This window comes from Gemella taiwanensis (assembly GCF_054054385.1).
Genome location: NZ_JBSMTL010000004.1, coordinates 94,785 through 111,978 on the forward strand (window position 1 = coordinate 94,785; position 17,194 = coordinate 111,978).

At 31.0% G+C, this 17,194-nt stretch carries 19 protein-coding genes and 1 other annotated feature; of the genes, 8 read left to right on the forward strand and 11 right to left on the reverse strand.

Annotated elements, in window-relative coordinates:
- The 3 genes from ACWOA3_RS04940 (at window position 1) to ACWOA3_RS04950 (ending at window position 2,536) form a co-directional block, all read left to right on the forward strand.
- The gene (locus ACWOA3_RS04940; protein ID WP_003147298.1) at window positions 1-567 is read left to right on the forward strand and encodes a histidine phosphatase family protein; all 567 of its coding nucleotides are present in this window, start codon (window positions 1-3) and stop codon (window positions 565-567) included.
- A gap of 89 nt (window positions 568-656) precedes the next feature.
- Complete coding sequence (locus tag ACWOA3_RS04945; protein ID WP_456884437.1) at window positions 657-1,220, forward strand: histidine phosphatase family protein; 564 nt, start codon at window positions 657-659, stop codon at window positions 1,218-1,220.
- A 105-nt stretch (window positions 1,221-1,325) separates the two neighbouring features.
- Window positions 1,326-1,554, forward strand: a binding site (T-box leader).
- Window positions 1,555-1,618: 64 nt separating this feature from the next.
- Complete coding sequence (locus tag ACWOA3_RS04950; protein ID WP_003147296.1) at window positions 1,619-2,536, forward strand: homoserine O-succinyltransferase; 918 nt, start codon at window positions 1,619-1,621, stop codon at window positions 2,534-2,536.
- Between the two features lie 55 nt (window positions 2,537-2,591).
- Here the strand turns inward: ACWOA3_RS04950 and ACWOA3_RS04955 are convergent, their stop codons facing one another.
- From ACWOA3_RS04955 to efeO, 5 genes are read right to left on the reverse strand one after another with little or no spacing between them, the layout of a single operon-like run.
- A complete protein-coding gene (locus ACWOA3_RS04955; RefSeq protein WP_003147294.1) occupies window positions 2,592-2,786 on the reverse strand; it encodes a twin-arginine translocase TatA/TatE family subunit in 195 nt (64 codons plus the stop codon).
- On the reverse strand, window positions 2,786-3,502 hold the full coding sequence (gene tatC / locus ACWOA3_RS04960; protein ID WP_456884439.1) for a twin-arginine translocase subunit TatC: 717 nt from the start codon (window positions 3,500-3,502) through the stop codon (window positions 2,786-2,788). Before tatC ends, ACWOA3_RS04955 begins: the two co-directional genes overlap by 1 nt.
- A gap of 7 nt (window positions 3,503-3,509) precedes the next feature.
- A complete protein-coding gene (locus ACWOA3_RS04965; RefSeq protein WP_456884441.1) occupies window positions 3,510-5,207 on the reverse strand; it encodes an FTR1 family iron permease in 1,698 nt (565 codons plus the stop codon).
- Window positions 5,185-6,420, reverse strand: coding sequence for an iron uptake transporter deferrochelatase/peroxidase subunit (gene efeB, locus ACWOA3_RS04970; RefSeq protein ID WP_456884443.1), 1,236 nt, complete (start codon window positions 6,418-6,420; stop codon window positions 5,185-5,187). Before efeB ends, ACWOA3_RS04965 begins: the two co-directional genes overlap by 23 nt.
- A gap of 1 nt (window position 6,421) precedes the next feature.
- The gene (gene efeO, locus ACWOA3_RS04975) at window positions 6,422-7,300 is read right to left on the reverse strand and encodes an iron uptake system protein EfeO (protein ID WP_456884444.1); all 879 of its coding nucleotides are present in this window, start codon (window positions 7,298-7,300) and stop codon (window positions 6,422-6,424) included.
- 395 nt (window positions 7,301-7,695) lie between these two features.
- On the opposite strand from efeO, the gene ACWOA3_RS04980 reads away from it, so the two are divergent.
- On the forward strand, window positions 7,696-8,397 hold the full coding sequence (locus ACWOA3_RS04980) for a nicotinamide mononucleotide transporter family protein (protein WP_003147286.1): 702 nt from the start codon (window positions 7,696-7,698) through the stop codon (window positions 8,395-8,397).
- Between the two features lie 69 nt (window positions 8,398-8,466).
- Here ACWOA3_RS04980 and ACWOA3_RS04985 read toward each other — a convergent pair whose 3' ends face one another.
- A complete protein-coding gene (locus ACWOA3_RS04985; RefSeq protein ID WP_003147285.1) occupies window positions 8,467-9,201 on the reverse strand; it encodes an HAD family hydrolase in 735 nt (244 codons plus the stop codon).
- Between the two features lie 223 nt (window positions 9,202-9,424).
- On the reverse strand, window positions 9,425-11,116 hold the full coding sequence (locus tag ACWOA3_RS04990; RefSeq protein ID WP_442566115.1) for a M3 family oligoendopeptidase: 1,692 nt from the start codon (window positions 11,114-11,116) through the stop codon (window positions 9,425-9,427).
- Window positions 11,117-11,364: 248 nt separating this feature from the next.
- Here ACWOA3_RS04990 and def point away from each other — a divergent pair, with 248 nt between their 5' ends.
- Window positions 11,365-11,919, forward strand: coding sequence for a peptide deformylase (gene def, locus ACWOA3_RS04995; protein WP_003147283.1), 555 nt, complete (start codon window positions 11,365-11,367; stop codon window positions 11,917-11,919).
- Window positions 11,920-12,022: 103 nt separating this feature from the next.
- Window positions 12,023-12,457 (forward strand): DUF1307 domain-containing protein, encoded by a 435-nt coding sequence (locus ACWOA3_RS05000; protein WP_003147282.1) that lies wholly within the window; start codon window positions 12,023-12,025, stop codon window positions 12,455-12,457.
- A 41-nt stretch (window positions 12,458-12,498) separates the two neighbouring features.
- Here the strand turns inward: ACWOA3_RS05000 and prfB are convergent, their stop codons facing one another.
- From prfB to ACWOA3_RS05020, 4 genes are all read right to left on the reverse strand, one after another.
- A complete protein-coding gene (prfB, locus tag ACWOA3_RS05005; protein ID WP_003147281.1) occupies window positions 12,499-13,617 on the reverse strand; it encodes a peptide chain release factor 2 in 1,119 nt (372 codons plus the stop codon).
- 153 nt (window positions 13,618-13,770) lie between these two features.
- Window positions 13,771-14,214, reverse strand: coding sequence for a DUF1307 domain-containing protein (locus ACWOA3_RS05010; RefSeq protein WP_456884446.1), 444 nt, complete (start codon window positions 14,212-14,214; stop codon window positions 13,771-13,773).
- A 24-nt stretch (window positions 14,215-14,238) separates the two neighbouring features.
- Window positions 14,239-14,682: a DUF1307 domain-containing protein gene (locus tag ACWOA3_RS05015; RefSeq protein ID WP_003147279.1), complete on the reverse strand. Its 444-nt coding sequence runs from the start codon at window positions 14,680-14,682 to the stop codon at window positions 14,239-14,241.
- 24 nt (window positions 14,683-14,706) lie between these two features.
- A complete protein-coding gene (locus tag ACWOA3_RS05020; RefSeq protein ID WP_003147278.1) occupies window positions 14,707-15,150 on the reverse strand; it encodes a DUF1307 domain-containing protein in 444 nt (147 codons plus the stop codon).
- Between the two features lie 289 nt (window positions 15,151-15,439).
- Between ACWOA3_RS05020 and hrcA the strand changes: the two genes are divergently transcribed.
- Window positions 15,440-16,453 carry a heat-inducible transcriptional repressor HrcA gene (gene hrcA, locus ACWOA3_RS05025; RefSeq protein ID WP_456884448.1) on the forward strand — a complete coding sequence of 338 codons (1,014 nt, stop codon included), beginning with the start codon at window positions 15,440-15,442 and terminating at the stop codon, window positions 16,451-16,453.
- A 13-nt stretch (window positions 16,454-16,466) separates the two neighbouring features.
- Entirely contained in the window at window positions 16,467-17,036 is a 570-nt protein-coding gene (gene grpE / locus ACWOA3_RS05030; protein ID WP_456884450.1) for a nucleotide exchange factor GrpE, read from the forward strand.
- Window positions 17,037-17,194: the final 158 nt, after the last annotated feature.

A 17,194-nucleotide genomic window follows, 5' to 3' on the forward strand; every position in this document is an offset into this window, starting at 1 on the left:
ATGAAAATATTATTAGTAAGACATGGTGAAACTGATTATAACAAAAATAAATTAATTCAAGGACATAGTGATATTGAATTAAATGAAACTGGTAGAGGTCAAGCGAGAAATGCAGGTCAAAAGTTAACTGAGTATGACATTGATTTTGCCTTTAGTAGCCCGTTAAAACGTGCTGTAAAGACAGCTAGACTTATGCTTGATAATTCTAACAATGAGATTAATATAGATAAAGAAATTACTGAAGATGCTCGTTTAATAGAGAAATTCTTCGGTGTTTTCGAAGAGAGTACTTTTGATGAATATTTTTCAGCATTAGAAGCTCAATCTGGTTTAGAGTCTATAGAAAAAGACGAAGATGTTTATGAAAGAGCAAGTTCATTTTTCAATGAAAAATATTTAAATCACAAAGATGAAACAATTTTAGTTGTTTGTCATGGTGCATTTATTCGTATATTTTTACGTACATTAGGATTATATCCTGAATCTAATATGTTGATTAACAACACAGCGTTAAACGTGCTGCACTATGACGGAAAAGACTATATATTAGAGAAATTTAATATTTAAAATTATTAAGGGAACGGCTAAGAAATCATAGTTTTATAAAAATTGATTTTATTTGGCCGCTCCCTATTTTTTAGTAAGGAGATGAGATCATGCGTATTATTTTAGCGAGACACGGAGAAACAGATTATAATAAAAATAAATTAGTTCAAGGACATACAGACATTCCATTGAATAAAGAAGGAATCCGTCAAGGGATTGCTGCAGGTAAGAAAATTGAAGGATATGATATTGATATAGCTTATAGTAGTGTTTTAGGTAGAGCATATGATACAGCGAGATATATGCTAGACAATTCAAATAGTGAAGATAATAAGAAATTATCAGTAATCAAAGATAAAAGATTAATAGAAAAATCATATGGAGAATATGAAGGCGTATCTTTTGCTGAATATGGTGCTGGTCTTAAAGCGGGTGAAACAAGAGGTATGGAGTTAGATACAGATGCTGCAGACAGAGTAGAAGCATTCTTTAAAGAAAAATATGAGGAACACCCAGATAAAACTATGTTGGCAGTATGTCATGGTGGATTAATTCGCTCTTTCTTAACTCAAAAAGGTATTAAAGATGTAGGGCGTGGAGTAATAGTAAATACTTCTGTTAGTGTTCTTGACTATGATGGAGAAAAGTTTGAACTTATTGAATTTAATAAATAATTCATCGGTAATGGAGAATCATAGATTTCTTTGCTTTTAAGATTTTTAAGGCGCTTTCTATTGACAAATAGTGTTAAATTCTTTATAATGTTAAGTAAACTAATATGAAACACATTGAAGAGATAAGTAGGTTATAATTGATTCAAAGCAGAGAACTTTCGGTTGGTGGAAGAAAGTAAGAAAAGATATAATTGAAAATGGTCTCGGAGTAATAATTATCTAATAGGTAATTACGTAAGTGCGCGATACAGCACAACGATATGAACACGTATCGATAAAGGTGAATAAATATATTCACGAACATGGGTGGTAACACGATAGACTCGTCCCTATTACATAAGTTTGTAATAGTGGCGAGTTTTTTTATTTAAGAAAAAGAGTAGTTAAGGAGATAGACAATGCCAATATGTATACAAAATGAATTACCAGTGAAAAATAAATTATTGGAAGAAGGGGTAGTAGTAATAGAGGAAAATAGGGCGAAAAACCAAGATATTAGACCTTTAAAAATACTAATCTTGAATTTAATGCCGAAGAAAGAAGAAACAGAACGTCAGTTATTAAGGCTTTTAGGGAATTCTCCACTTCAAATCAAAGTAGAATTTTTACATACTACTAGTCACGTGGCAAAAAATACGCCACAATCGTACTTAGAAAAATTCTATAAAACATTTGATGAAGTGCAATACAGCTATTATGATGGGCTAATTATTACGGGAGCGCCAATTGAACATTTAGAATTCGAAGATGTAAACTATTGGGGAGAGTTAAATCAAATTTTTGATTGGAGTAAAACGCATGTATTTTCAACATTAAATATATGTTGGGCTGCACAAGCAAGTTTATATTACCATTTTGGTGTAAAAAAAGAGCAAGTTGATGATAAGATATTTGGGGTTTTTGAACACGATGTTCTTATAGAAAATCACACACTAACTAGAGGATTTACAGATACATTCTTAGCTCCTCATTCTAGACATACTAAGATAGAGGAAGAAAAACTTCCTACTATTTCTGAGCTTGATGTACTAGCTAGATCAGAAGAGGTTGGAACACTTCTTGCAGCAACTAAAGATTTAAGAAAAGTATTTGTGACAGGGCACATTGAATATGATGCTGATACACTTCACAATGAGTATGTTCGTGATAAAAATAGTAATCTACCAATAGAAGTTCCGGTGAATTATTACCCAGGAAATGATGATACAAAAACTCCTAAAAATAGATGGAGAGGTGTAGCTTACTTATTCTATCACAACTGGTTAAACCAAGTTTATCAACAAACACCATATGATTTAACTGAACTATCAAAATAAAGACAAAATAATAGACTTTACAGATATGCTTTTAAACATATTGTAAAGTCTATTTTTAGTTTTCTTTTTTTTCGTCTTGTTTTGTTGAGTTTTCTTCTTCAGTCAGTCCCGAAATTGATTTTTTAAATGATGTGAACATTTTTCCTATTGATTCTCCAAGTTCAGGTAGACGTTTAGGACCGAAGATAATTAGAGCAGCTATAATAAGAACTATAACTCCAGGAGCCCCGATATCACGTAAAAATCCCATTATTTTTCACCTCTTTTGTTGTAAATATACTTGCTAATAACGATACTAATTTCATAAATCAAAATTAATGGTATAGACATAACGATGTCACTGATAAAGTCAGCAGGCGTAATAACAACAGCTATTACGATTAGTATAAAATATGCATATCTTCTATTACGTGTTAAAAATGATGGTGTTAGAATACCTAATGATGTTAAAAATGCTACAACAACAGGGAATTCAAAAAGTATTGCTATCGGAATCGTAGTATTAATAACAAACGATAGATAATTTTGAGCTGTTAATTGTGTATTGAACAAGTCATCACCAATAGAAAGAAGCACATTTAAAATAGCTGGGGTTACTAGAAAGAACCCGAAGATTAAACCTACTGTGAAGCAAATGAATACCGCTGGTATATAAGCTAGTAATGCACGGGCTTCTTTTTCTTCTAGTGCAGGTTTTATAAATGCCAAGATTTGATAACAGATAAATGGTATCGAAAAAGTGAAGGCACAAATACCTGCGAGTGTTAGATATATCCATAGTATATCATTAGGTCCAAGAACAATCAATTTATTATTAAAATTACTAGTTAAAAATTTATAAATATCCGCAGACCATAATAAACTCACTATGAAAGAGACAATAAAAAACACAAGGCTTAGTATTAGTCTCTTTCTTAGTTCAGTTAGATGATCTACGGTAGATATTTTATCTCCATATTTCATCATTTGTTACCTATTTATTTTTAGATTTTTCATAGAATATACTAATAGCTACAACGACGATATAAATTAGTTGAGCTATTACTACTTCGTAACTAGGATAAATTCCTAAGATTTCGATAGTAGGTAAGTAGTCTATAATATGATTTGAAACAATATCAGTTATTTGTAGAGCATGTACACTTACTCCAAGCATCTTGAATCCTAGAATATAGATTAACCAAGATAGTACTAGGAATACTTTACTGATAGGAAGTTTTCCTGAAGCTTTTATCATGATTATACCGATAATAATCAATGCAACAACAGCAAGCACTATACCGATTAATAAGTTAGTTGTTGAAATAAGTGGCATGATACCAGCATAGAATAGAATAGTTTCGGCACCTTCTCTAAATACAGCTAGGAAGCTAAGTGTGAACATAGATATGAAACTTCCAGTTGAAAGTACTAGATTTAGTTTAGTGTCCATATATTTTTTCCATGCTTTAACAGAACTTTTACTATGTAGCCAAATTCCGATACCTATCATCATTACTACTGCGAAGATACCAACAACACCTTCGATAATTTCTCTGTTAGTACCAGATGACAGAGCTGGGAATGAATATTTTAAGATTACAGCTGCAAGAATACTAGAAAGAATACCTACTACAGATCCTGTGTATATCCAAATTAAACCTTTTCTTTGTTTTGCTGCTTTTAATGCGCTGGCTAATGAAAGAACGATAATAAGTGCTTCCACACCTTCACGAAGTAAAATCAGCATAGAATCTAATGAAGTATAGTTAGACTTCGTATCGATTTTAGAAAGCTCTGAAATCAAGTTTTTAAGTTGGTCTTGATATTTTTGCTCGTTACCTTTAACCATTATTATAGGAGTTTCACTCTCTACTTTAGTATATAACGAAGCGTTACGTGTACGAACTTCTCCTTCGATAACAGGCCAAACTTCAATGAATTTCTTCATTTTTTGAGAACCTTGAGCTTTGTTACCATCTTTAAATGCTGAGTAACTTTCTTCTAAAAGTTTTATACCTTGTTCAAGTGTTTTTACATCTGAAGATTGTTCTAGTTTTTTACCAGCTAGAAAATCATCAAGGTAGTTTTTTAAATCTGTTAAATACATTTTTGTAGTTTGATAGTCATAAGGCTCAACTTCCATTGAACTACGAAGAAATGACATTGTTGTTTCGATTTTTCCATAGTAAGCAGGTTCAAGTGTTCTTACGATACCTTCATTTCTAACCCAAGCAGCATTGTATTTTACATACTCTGCTTTCATAGTTTCTACATTTTTTGTATCAATCGCTTTTTCTAGTTTATCAAAAGCAGGGAAAAGTTTTGTTTTAAAAGCTTTCTTTTCTGCTTCAACATCAAGAGGATTTTGTTCGTTTTCAAAAGCAAGTAGGGTAGTTGATAATTCTCTAAGTTGATCTTCATTGATATCGTTTGATTTTAATGTTTGTTTAACTTTTTTTCCAGCTTCAGAATCTGAATTTTTTGTAGACTCAAATTCTGTTTTAAATTCATCTATTAATTTTTTAGCTTTATCTTTATCATTGTTTGTTAATGCGGTGTTGGCATCTGTAATTTTTATGAAAAGAGTACTATACGATTCTTTAGCTACAATTGTTTTTAAATACGGTGAGCTGAAACTAAGAATCACGATAAAGGCTAAAATAATTTTAGTCAAAAAGTTTTTGGCCAATATATTCACCCTCCTTAATTCCTCCAAAACATGCAAATAGGCCGCTACCTATATGAGTTATGTATTCATTCATCTTATCTTCAGTTCCTAAGCTGTTTTGAATTGTAATAAATTGTTTTGGATCTTTTTGGAAAGAAATAAATAGGAGACCTGAGTCAAATTGACCTGTAGTTTCATTTATGCCGTCTGAATAAGAATACGATCGTCTAAGTAATTCAACACCCGGTTTATGTGCTAAATGGACATGTGAAGTTACAGGTATTAAAGGTTTTCCATCTGGACCTTTTTTGTTAAGGTCTATTGGTGCGAATTCATCAGTTTCACCGAAAGGAGCACCACTTTCTTTATATCTTCCAAAGGTATTTTCTTGTTCATTTAAATTTGTTCTATCCCAAGTTTCAAGGTGCATCTGAATACGTCTAACAGCCATATAACTTCCATTTTTCATCCAGTTATCTTTATCACACCATACGATTTTATCAAATTGTTCTTCTTTAGTAGCGTTGGCAGTACCGTCCTTAAATCCAAAAAGATTACGAGGTGTTTCAACTCGATTTCCAATTGCAGCAAAACCTGATTGACTCCATTTCATAGTTACTGTAGAACGAGCTTTTCTAACTAGGTTACGAACAGCGTGAAAGGCTACTTGTTCATCATCTGCACATGCTTGAATACATATATCTCCACCAGTATATTTTTCTTTAAGTTGTTCCCTAGCAAAAGGTGGTAGGTCTTTAAACTCTTCAAGATTTTTATTTTCCAAGTTCATTTTTTTTAGAAAACTTGGACTAATTCCGAATGTAAGGGTTAAACGATAGGGGTTTAGTCCTACCGTTTCTCCAGTATCTTTTGGTGGTAAATAATGGTTTTTAAGCGCAGGTTCGACTAATTCGCCGTTCATTAATTTTTCACTGTATTTTGTCCATTCTTTGAACATCTCAATAATATCATCACGTTTAGTAGAGTGTAAATCTAATACTACGAAATAAACGCACTTTTGCATAAGAGTAGTAATACCAGCTTGATGTTTACCGTAGAATGTAATCTTTTCGTCTCCATCAGCAATAACTCTGTTATTTTCAGCTTTGTTAGCGAAAAATCCTCCAAGAGCAGAGGCTCCAACAACGGCACCAGCTCCAGTCATTCCTGCTTTCTTTAGGAAATCACGTCTTGTTATTTTTTTGTCAATCCATTTTTTACCAGATTCTTCCATATTACTTAGCCTCTTCGTCTAAAATTACACCCATTTGTGAAAGTGGTTCACCTAATTTTGTTACTGCTTCAGAAAGTTCTTTTGTATTTTCTTTTGTTAAGTCAGTATATAGTTTATAGTGTTTGTCATCAGTTTTGTATTTATCTAATAGACCGTTGATTGTAGCGAATTTTTCAACTAAATCTTTTGCTAATTTGCTGTCTTTTTTCTCGATTAAAGGTTTAAAGATTTTGAAGATTTCTTCAGCACCTTCGATATTAGCTTTGAAGTCATAAAGGTCAGTGTGAGAGAATATTTCTTCTTCACCCGTAATTTTTTGTGTTGCAACTTCGTTAAGTAGGTCAACAGCTCCAGTTACCATTAAGTCAGGTGTAACTTCAACAGTAGCAACTTTAGCTTTTAGTTCTTTAACGTCTTTTACTAATTGGTCTGCATATTCTTCAGTACCTTTAGTAGTATTATTTTCCCACATAATTTTTTCTATTCTGTGGAATCCACGCCATCCGTCTTCAGTTTTATTTTCTTCTAAGTAGTCAGCAAGACGGAAGTCGATGTTAACGTCTAATTCTCCAAAACTTTCAGCAATTGGTTCTGAACGTTCATATGCCATACGAATAAGTGGGTATTGTTTTTTAGCTTCTTCTAGATTTCCTGCTTTAATAGTTTCAGCAAATTTTTCAGTATCTTTAAGTAAAGTATCTACTTGGTTTTCTACGAATTTTTTATAAAGCTCAGTAGCTTGTTTAAGTTGTTCTTTTGTTCCTTTTGATGTATCAACTTGTGCTGATTTATTTTCTTCTTTTTTTTCTGATTTAGCAGAGCATCCGCTAATTACGATAGTTCCAGCCATTAGTGCTAAAAATAATTTATTTTTCTTCATTAATTTAAACTCACTTTCATGATTAATATGTGTTCTATTATAAATTATAATCATTATCAATTAGAAAGTAAAGTAATTAGAAAGAAATTTTTTAAAAAATAAAAGTTTTATGATAAAAATAAAAAAATTTCTAATGAAGTAAAAAAATAAATGATTTTTATGTATCAGATTAAAAACTTTAATAGAGGAAATGTAGTCAGTATCTATTAAGAAATTATTTATGTTATATAATAATTATGTGAAAGCGTGAAAATAATTATATTGAAAGTTGAAAATGTTTGATGTATAATGAAAATAAGATTTTTAGTAAGCGGTATAAAAAAGTTACTAAGAACCTAAAAAATTAGGATTACATAATAAAAATGTAATAATTAAAAAAAGGAATAAAATACTTTATGAAACAAAAGTTAAAAATATTTGCAACATCAAAATGGTTTGATTTATTAGGAGTTATTTTAGTAATTAGCATAGCTATTGCATCAGGTTATTTAGCAACGAGATTGGATAAATTCGTTGATTGGGGACCGTGGACTGCACTTGTACCATTTGGACTTATTTCTGTTATTAATGTTGGTATTTCGATGTTATCGACAAGATTTACAGGAAAATTAAGTAAGCTTGGAAACTATTTAGGTATTATTAATGCAGTGTTATCGGGAGTGATTGATTATATTTTAGGAAATAAGGCGGCAATCATTACATATCCAGTGACATTTTTAATCTATCTAGGTGCAATCTATGTGTGGAATAAGTCTACAGACAAACCAAATACAATGTCTAAAGCGAAATTATATTCAGTATTAACAGCAATTGCAGTTCTTTCATTTGTATTTTCTTATGCGACAAACTACATTGGATATCATGGTAAAATGAGTACTCTTGCGTATATTACTACAATTGCGTTTGCATTTTCATTAATGGGTAATGGATTAAATACATTCAAGTTAACGACACAATGGCCATTCTGGTTACTATATAATTTTGTTCAACTTACAAAAGCAATTGTTCAAGGGAATTTTGCTAATGTTGGTAAATATATCTTCTACATTATCAACAGTGTTGGAGCACTATTTGTGTGGAAAGATTCAGAAGAATAGTCTGAAGAAAATGATTGAATAGAATAAAAAATACAAGAGTCCGACGATTAGGTCAGGCTCTTGTTGTGTTTATATTTCAACAATGTCGATAGTTGCTCGTGTTTTATAAATAACATCTTTTCTTTCGATTAAAATAGTAGCTTTTTCAGCTAGCTCTTTGTTTTCTTTGATTTTACTAAGAAGTTCACGACTCGGATTCATTGCAACGGGATTGCCGACGCGTCTTAGCATATTATAATCCCCATTAGTATCTCCGTAAGCGAATGATTCAGAAAGATCTATGTTATATTCTTCTACCAATTTATCAATCATATTGTTTTTACTATCTGCATCCCACATTGGAATTACTTCACCTGTAAATTTATCATCTTCTATAATATATTTACTACCAATCGCAAGAAATGCATGATGTTTTTTCCCCATAGCTTCAACAAGATAGTCAGGACTACCTGAAATGAAAATAATTAAATGACCATTCTTTTTATGTTTTTCAATAATATTTCTAGTGAATTTATAAACACGATCTGCTTTAAGTTTCATTACTTGTTCAGTAGCGAAATCAATATATTTTTTATGAAGACCTGTTATTGCTTGAACGTAAGCTTCAGATACACCGAATAGATAGTTGTCATAATCTTCAAAACGCTTATCCCAGTTGATGTATGTATCTTTTACACCGTTTATCCAATATCTTTCATCTACAACTTCGTATTTTATTAATTTTTTAAAATGTTCTGTCATTAGAGAATCTCTATATAGAGTTCCATCAATATCGAAAAATGCAGCTATTTTCTTTTCTTTCATATTTTTCCTCCTAAATCAATGATTATTTATGTTTAAGGGAGTGACTTAAAAATTGTGATTTCGAAGAAATCAATTTCGTCGAGTCACCCCCGCACAGTTTATTAGATATCTAAAAAGCTTTTCTAAAGCGATTTTAGATATCAATAAACGACTGCGTCTATGAGTTCTCATATACACTTCGTTAAAATTTAGGTCTTTTGGGTTAGCTCCTTTAAGTATAGTTTTAGAATTTTGTAGCATCTACAGAGTCAAGGTATTTTTTAAGCTCTGGGACAATATTAGAAATAGTTCCATCTTTGAATGGATTTTCTAGGTTTGCTTCTTTAACTAATTCTAAGAATGGTTTAGTTCCACCTTGTTTACATAGGTGTAGATATTCTTCCCATGCTTTTTCTCTATTTTCGTTAGCTTTTTTCCAGAATTGGAAGGCACAGACTTGAGCTAGAGTATAGTCGATGTAGTAGAATGGTACACTAAATAAATGTCCTTGTCTATAGAAGAATAATCCTTCATCAAGTTCTGGAATTTCTTCGTAGTAACGTGATGGTAGGTATTTTCTTTCTACTTCTAACCATTTCATACGACGCTCTTGTGGTGTTAATTCTGGATTTTCGTATACTTCGTGTTGGAATTCATCTACAGTAACACCATAAGGTAAGAATTTAATTGCTGTAGTCATGTGGTAGTATTTGAATTTATCAGTATCTTCTTTGAAGAATAGGTTCATCCATGGCCATGTTAAAAATTCCATACTCATTGAGTGAATTTCACAAGCTTCGAATGTTGGCCAAACGTAATCTGGCATATGATTTCTACTTTGGAAAACTTGGAAAGCATGTCCAGCTTCATGAGTTAAGACCGTAACATCATGTGGAGTTTGGTTAAAGTTAGCGAAGATAAATGGTGCTTTGTAATCTGGAATAAATGTACAGTAACCACCACCAGCTTTTCCTGGTTTTGTATCTAAATCTAATAAGTTGTTTTCAGTCATAAATGTAAAGAATTCATCAGTTTCCGGTGATAATTCTTTATACATTGTTTTAGCATAATCAACAAGTGTAGGACGGTCACCTTTTGGAGTAGGGTTACCAGATTTGAATGTTACACCCTCATCATGGAATGAAAGTTTTTCAAGTCCTAGACGATTAGCTTGTGCTTTTTTAAGTTCTTCAACTACAGGTACGATTTCCTCAAAAATTTGTTTTCTGTAGTTTGCTACGTCTTTTGCATTGTAGTCAGTTCTACGTAGACGAAGGTAAGCAACTTCTATGAAGTTATCAAAACCAAGTTTTTTTGCAATACGAGTACGAACTTTAACCATACGGTCGTAAATGCTATCGTATTGTTCTAAGTTTTCTTTGAAGAATTTTGCAACAGCCTGACTTGCTAATAGACGAGTCTCACGGTTTGCATCTTGAGTATATTTAGCCATACCGCTTAAGTTGTGAATTCCACCATCAAATGGAATTTTAGCACTTGAAGTAAGCTTAGTATATTCAGAAGTAAGTTTATTTTCTTCTTTTAAGTCTTCGATTATTTCATCACTAAATACTTTAAGAGAAGATTCAATTAGGTTAAAGTAGTGTTCCCCAATCTCTTTTTTAAGTTTTTCTTTAAATTTAGAATCAAAAATTGCTTTGTCGAATTTGCTAAGAAGAGAAGCCAATTCAGGATTGAAGTCATCCCAAAAATCTCTTTCAGCTTCATAAAACTTATCAGTAGTGTCGATTGTTGCACGGATTTCTACTAACTGAGCTAATGTTTCAACGCTATTACGAAGTTTGTTGTATTCGTTAAAAATTTCTAAAGTTTCTTCAACAGTATTTGCCGAATTTAATTTTTCTATTAATGTTTCTAATTGTTTTTTTATTTGATCAGTATCTGGTCTAGTATATTGGTAATTTTCAAAAGTCATAATACAGCCTCCTAAAAAACTTATTTATAAATTATCAATATTATTATGATATCATGAAATATAGAAAAACACAAAAGTAAAATTCAGAAAATTCTAAAACAAAGATTGAAAATTATACTAATATGTTTTGTAAAAAAGAATTTTAAAAAACTGTCGGATAGGAAACTTTGACATTCTGAGCTATTTATGAAATAATAAAATAAGGATGAAAGACCGAGAGAAATAATTAGAAATAAAGGAGAAAAAAATTGATAACAACTAAAGATATAATTATTGATCCACATGCGACACTTAGAGCACGTGCTGAAGAAGTAAAAAGTCCGATTTCAGACGAAGATAAAGCTATTTTACGTGGATTATTAGAATATGTTATAGCTTCTCAAGATGATGAGAAAGCAGAAAAATTAGGACTAAAACCAGGGATAGGATTAGCCGCACCGCAAATTAATGTTTCAAAAAGAATGATCGCAGTGCACATCCCAGACGAAGAGTTCCCAGAAGATACAGTTTCTTATGCATTATATAATCCAAAAATTATCTCAAACTCAGCTGCAAAATGTTACTTAGCTGGTGGAGAAGGATGTTTATCAGTAGATAAAGAAATTAAAGGATATGTTCCTCGTTATTCAAAAATTAAAGTAGTTGGTTATAATGAAAATGATGAGAAAGTTACTTTAACTTTAACAGACTTACCAGCAATTTGTTTCCAACACGAAATCGATCACTTAAATGGAGTTATGTTCTACGATCATATTAATAAAGAAAATCCATTTGATGTACCAGCTGAATATGAAAAACTATAATTAGAAAAGGCGATACAATTTTGTATCGCTTTTTTAATAACATTTGCATTGTTTTTAAACTGTGGTATAATATTGTTATCTAAAGGATAGGAGAGTTTATAAAATGAAAAAGATATTACAAATTATATCAGTTTTTTTATTAGTATTTTTAGTCGGATGTTCTGAAAAAGAAGGTAGTAAGGTTTATGTTAAGAAACAACCTGGTGTACAGATGGAAATTACACTTTATTATAAAGGTGATGTTGTAACAAAACAAACAGCCAAAAATATTATTACTTATTCTGAATTAAAAACAACAAAAGAAGCCTTTAAACAACAAGCTGAGAAACTTGGTCAAAGATACAAAGATATAAAAGGTTTAGAAGACAAGGTTGATTATCAAGATAAAGTTGCTATAGAAACTGTAACGGTTGATTATTCTATTGCAAATGTCCATGAACTATCAGGGTTACCAGGTGTAGGTGTAGGAAATGAAAAAGTAAGTTTGAAAAAAACAGAAGAAAAACTTATAGAAGAAAGATTTGATGAGAAGAAATAAAAATTAATAGACCTATCGGTTCACACCGGTAGGTCCATTTTCTATAGTACTTCTTTTTCTTTCATATTGTAATGTAGATAAGCATCGATAAAATCAATTATCTCGCCATCCATTACTTTGTCTACTGTAGATACTTCGTAGTTTGTTCTGTGATCTTTTACCATTGTATATGGAGTAAATACATAAGAACGAATTTGAGAACCCCAACCAATGTCCTTTTGTTCACCACGAATTGCGGCTAATTCTCTTTCTTTTTCTTCTATTTCAAGTTGATAAAGTTTTGATTTTAAGTTTTTCATAGCAGCATCTTTATTTTTAATTTGGCTTCGTTCAGCTTGTGATTGAACTACGATGCCAGTAGGAAGGTGGGTAATACGAACCGCTGAATCTGTAGTGTTAATATGTTGTCCACCAGCTCCTTGAGCTCTGTATGTGTCTATTTTTAAATCTTCATTATTGATTTCTATATTTATTTCATCATCGTTAAATTCTGGAATTACATCGATTGAAGCGAACGATGTATGTCTTTTTCCAGACGGATCAAAAGGTGAGATACGAACAACCCGGTGAACACCTTTTTCTCCTTTTAGTAATCCATATGCAAAGTCACCTTCAACTTTTATAGTTGCTGATTTAACACCAGTGATATCACCAGATTGATAGTTTAAATAGCTGTATTTTAACCCCTGCTTTGTGAAGAATCTTTCATACATACGTAACATTAATTCTGACCAGTCTGTAGCATCAGTACCGCCAGCCCCAGCATGTATTTCTAAAATAGCAGTATTATTGTCGTATTCTTCTGAGAATAATAATCTAAAGCTAAAATCTTCAACGCTTGATTTAAGGTTGACTACTGTTTCTAGTAAATCTTGATAAATTTCTTCGTCATCTTCATCTTTTAGAAATTCAACCATCTCTTCAGAGTGTTCTAGATAGTCTATCATTTCACTAAATTCATCAAGTTCTTTTTTTATACTTTTTGATTCTGTAACTAATAGACTGGCTGTTTCACTATCATTCCAAAAATCAGCCTCTAGCATCATATTTTCAATTTCAGCTACTCTTTGCTCTTTTTCTTCTATCTTTAATGAAGTTTTGAACTCTGATATTTGTTTATTTACTTCTTCCAATTCTTTTTTAAGTTCTATAAGTTCCAAATTTATTTACCTCACTGTATTTCGTTTAATATTATACAAGAATTTCTCTGAATATACAAGAAAGCTGAGAATAAAAACCATTTTTACTTATATAATAAAAAGCGTTCAAAAAATTAGACTATTAATTCTAACTTTTCAAACGCTAATAAATTGTTATTTTTTCTCTACGCCACCAGCTTTTTTGATATTTTCCTCAACGTAGCTTAATTTTCTTTCTTCACCTAAAGAAGAACCTTTAAGATGTAGACGATCTTTATCTTTATCAAAATCTATTTTAGAAAAATCTAAATCCCATGTAATAACTACTTTGTCGTCTTTTTTCTCTACATTATACGTAAGACCTTTGATATCTTTATTTTGTTCATCAATTGATTTTTTGATAGATTCAAAAGCAAAATTACTATCCGCTCCAAGTTCTTTAATATTAGATATAGTTATTATCTTGTTTACAACATCTCCTTTATAAATAATAGTTGTTTCATTTTCTTGACCATTTCCAAAAGTTGTAGTATATACTTTTGTTTTTTCACTAGAACATGCTGTAAGTAAGAATAATGTTGCAAGTAATGGTGTAACTAATTTTAATATTTTTTTCATTTTTTCACCTCAATATAATTTGTATTATTTTTTCTCAGTAGCGCCTTCTTTTTTGATATTTTCCTCAACATAACTTAATTTTCTTGCTTCATCTAAAGAAGAAGTTTTAAATTCTAGACGATCTTTATCTTTATCGAAGTCTATTTTGTCAAAGTCTAAATTCAAAGTGATTATGACCTTGTCACCTTTTCTTTCTACATTGTATGTAACACCTTTGATATCTTTGTTTTTTTCATTAACTGTTTTTTTGATATATTCAAAAGCAGACTCTGTATCTGTACCAAGATCTTTAATATTAGCTACAGTTTTTATTTTATTTACAACGTCACCTTTATAAGTAATAGTTGTTTCATTTTCTTGATTATTATTAAAAGTTGAAGTATATACTTTTGTTTTTTCGCTAGAACACGCTGTAAGCAAGAATAGTGTTGCAAGTAATGGTGTAATTAATTTTAATATTTTTTTCATTTTTTCACCTTAATATAATTTGTATTATTTTTTCTCAGTAGCTCCTTCTTTTTTAAGATTATTTTCTACGTTACTTAACTTTCTTTCATTTTCAAGTGTGGCAGAACCTGATAGATGGATTCTTCCTCTATATGTTTCAAAATCTAGTTTATTGTAGTCAGTTTCAGTAGTAAGAACAATTTTTCCATCTTTAATTTCAGCAGAGCGCGTATATCCATCGAAATTTGGTTTCTTTAAAAAAGATTTTTTGACTGTTTCTAGAGCGCTATCTAGGTTTGAAACATTATCATTTAGAGTTGAAACAGTAATGACTTTATTCACTGTATCGCCCTTATAATAAATAGTAGATACATGTTCTTGATTATTACTTGTTTCTGTATAAACTTTTGTCTTTTCCTCGCTACCACAAGCTGTTAATAATAGTGCAAAAGATAAAAGTAAGGCACAGAATTTTAATATTTTTTTCATTATAACACCTCTTATTCTATTGTATTAGTATCTATTATATCACACTAAAATAATAAGTGAAAATAATAAGTTAAAACGTTGATTTACTTTTTAACTTTAATTTAATAATATAAATTAAAATTACAAGAACAGTTATTTCAAGTTTTTGTTGCATAAAAAACAAAAGTCAAAAAAAGTCAAAAAACTTTTCGAAAACCTATTGACTTATTTTGACCTTAATGATATTATTATATATGTGATTAGCAGTCAGATACTTAGAGTGCTAAAACACAAAATTGGAGAATAGGTGATGACGATGTTAATAGATAGACAAGTACTCATTCTTCAATCTATAGTCGAAAATTTTATTACGACTAATCAACCTGTAGGTTCTAAGCAAATTGCTCAAAATATTGATTTCAGTTCGGCAACGATAAGAAATGATATGAGTAAGTTAGAAAAAGAAGGATTGATTAAAAAGACTCATATTTCATCAGGTCGAGTACCTTCGGAAAAAGGTTATCGCTATTATGTAGATTATATAAAAAAAGATTATGAACTATCGAATAGTGAGAATGAAAAACTTAAACAACTTTCTGGTGATGATATAGTCTCAGAAAATAACTATCTAGAAAAAAATGCAATAGTACTATCGGACTTAACTGATTGTACGGCGGTGATACTAGCCCCGACAAAAACGGATAGGCGCATTAATAAGATAGAGGTTATTCTTCTGAGTAGTCGTAGTATTCTCGTTATTTTAGTAACAAATATAGGAGAGGTATTCCAACAAAACTATAAACTTGATGCAGATTTCACCGCAGAAGATATAGGGGAGATTAATAAACTTCTTCAAAGTTACTTCTATGATGTGGATATGGCAACAGCTCACGTAATGATTCACGGTGAGTTAGAAAAATATCTAAAGAATAAAGTTAACAACTACGATATGATAGTGGTAGCTTTAAACAGATTGTTGCAAAATAAAATTAAAAAGACTGTAGCATTAGGGGGTAAGTACAATTTACTTAAACAACCCGATATAGACAATGTAGAAAAACTAAAAGAAGTAGTATTGCTCTTAGAAGATGATAAGATAGTCGAGCTTCTAGATAATAATGAAGTAACAGACAAACCATCTATTAAAATAGGAACTGAGCTTAAGCTTGGGAATATAGATGATCTTTCATTAGTGTCTAGTAGTTATAACACATCTAAAGGTCAAGGTGTAATAGCCGTATTTGGACCAAAGAGAATGGACTATTCGAAAATCATGACACTTATAGCTTGTGTTCGTGATAATTTAAATAATAATTTAAAATAATTAGGAGGTAGAGATGGCTACTGAAGAACAAAAAGAAACTCTACAAGAAGAAGTAACAGCAGAAGAAACTGTTGAGACTGAAGAAACGACAGACTCTGAAGAAGTAGTTGAAAAAACTGCAGAAGAGTTATTGCAAGAACAAATTGAAAAACTGCAAGAAGAAGTAAAAGCGTCAGAAGACAAATACTTACGACTTTACGCAGAATTTGAAAACTTTAAACGACGTAAGAATCAAGAAATTGACACTATAAATGCTTATAAGAGTCAAAAAGTAATTACAGAAATCTTACCAAGTTTGGACAACTTAGAACGTGCTTTACAAGTTGAGTCAACTAATGAAGAAGTACAAACAGTTTTAAAAGGTGTACAAATGGTATACGAAGGATTACAAGCAGTACTTAAATCAGAAGGTGTTGAACTAGTAGAAACTGAAAATGCTCAGTTCGATCCAAACTTCCACCACGCAGTAATGCAAGGAGAAGAAAGTGACAAAGAAAGCGGAGTAATCTTAGATACATTCCAAAAAGGTTACAAACTAAAAGATAGAGTAATCAGACCGGCAATGGTTAAGGTTAACTCGTAATTATTAATCCTTAGTTTTTTCGAACCTAGAAGGTGAAGAAAAAAGTTAGGAGTAAGAATCGCACAGCTACACCAAGAATGAGGAGCGTAGCAACGAAATGATTGGTATGTAGCCACTACGTAGAATATTTTCAGTGTAAAGCTGAAAAGCATTTAAAA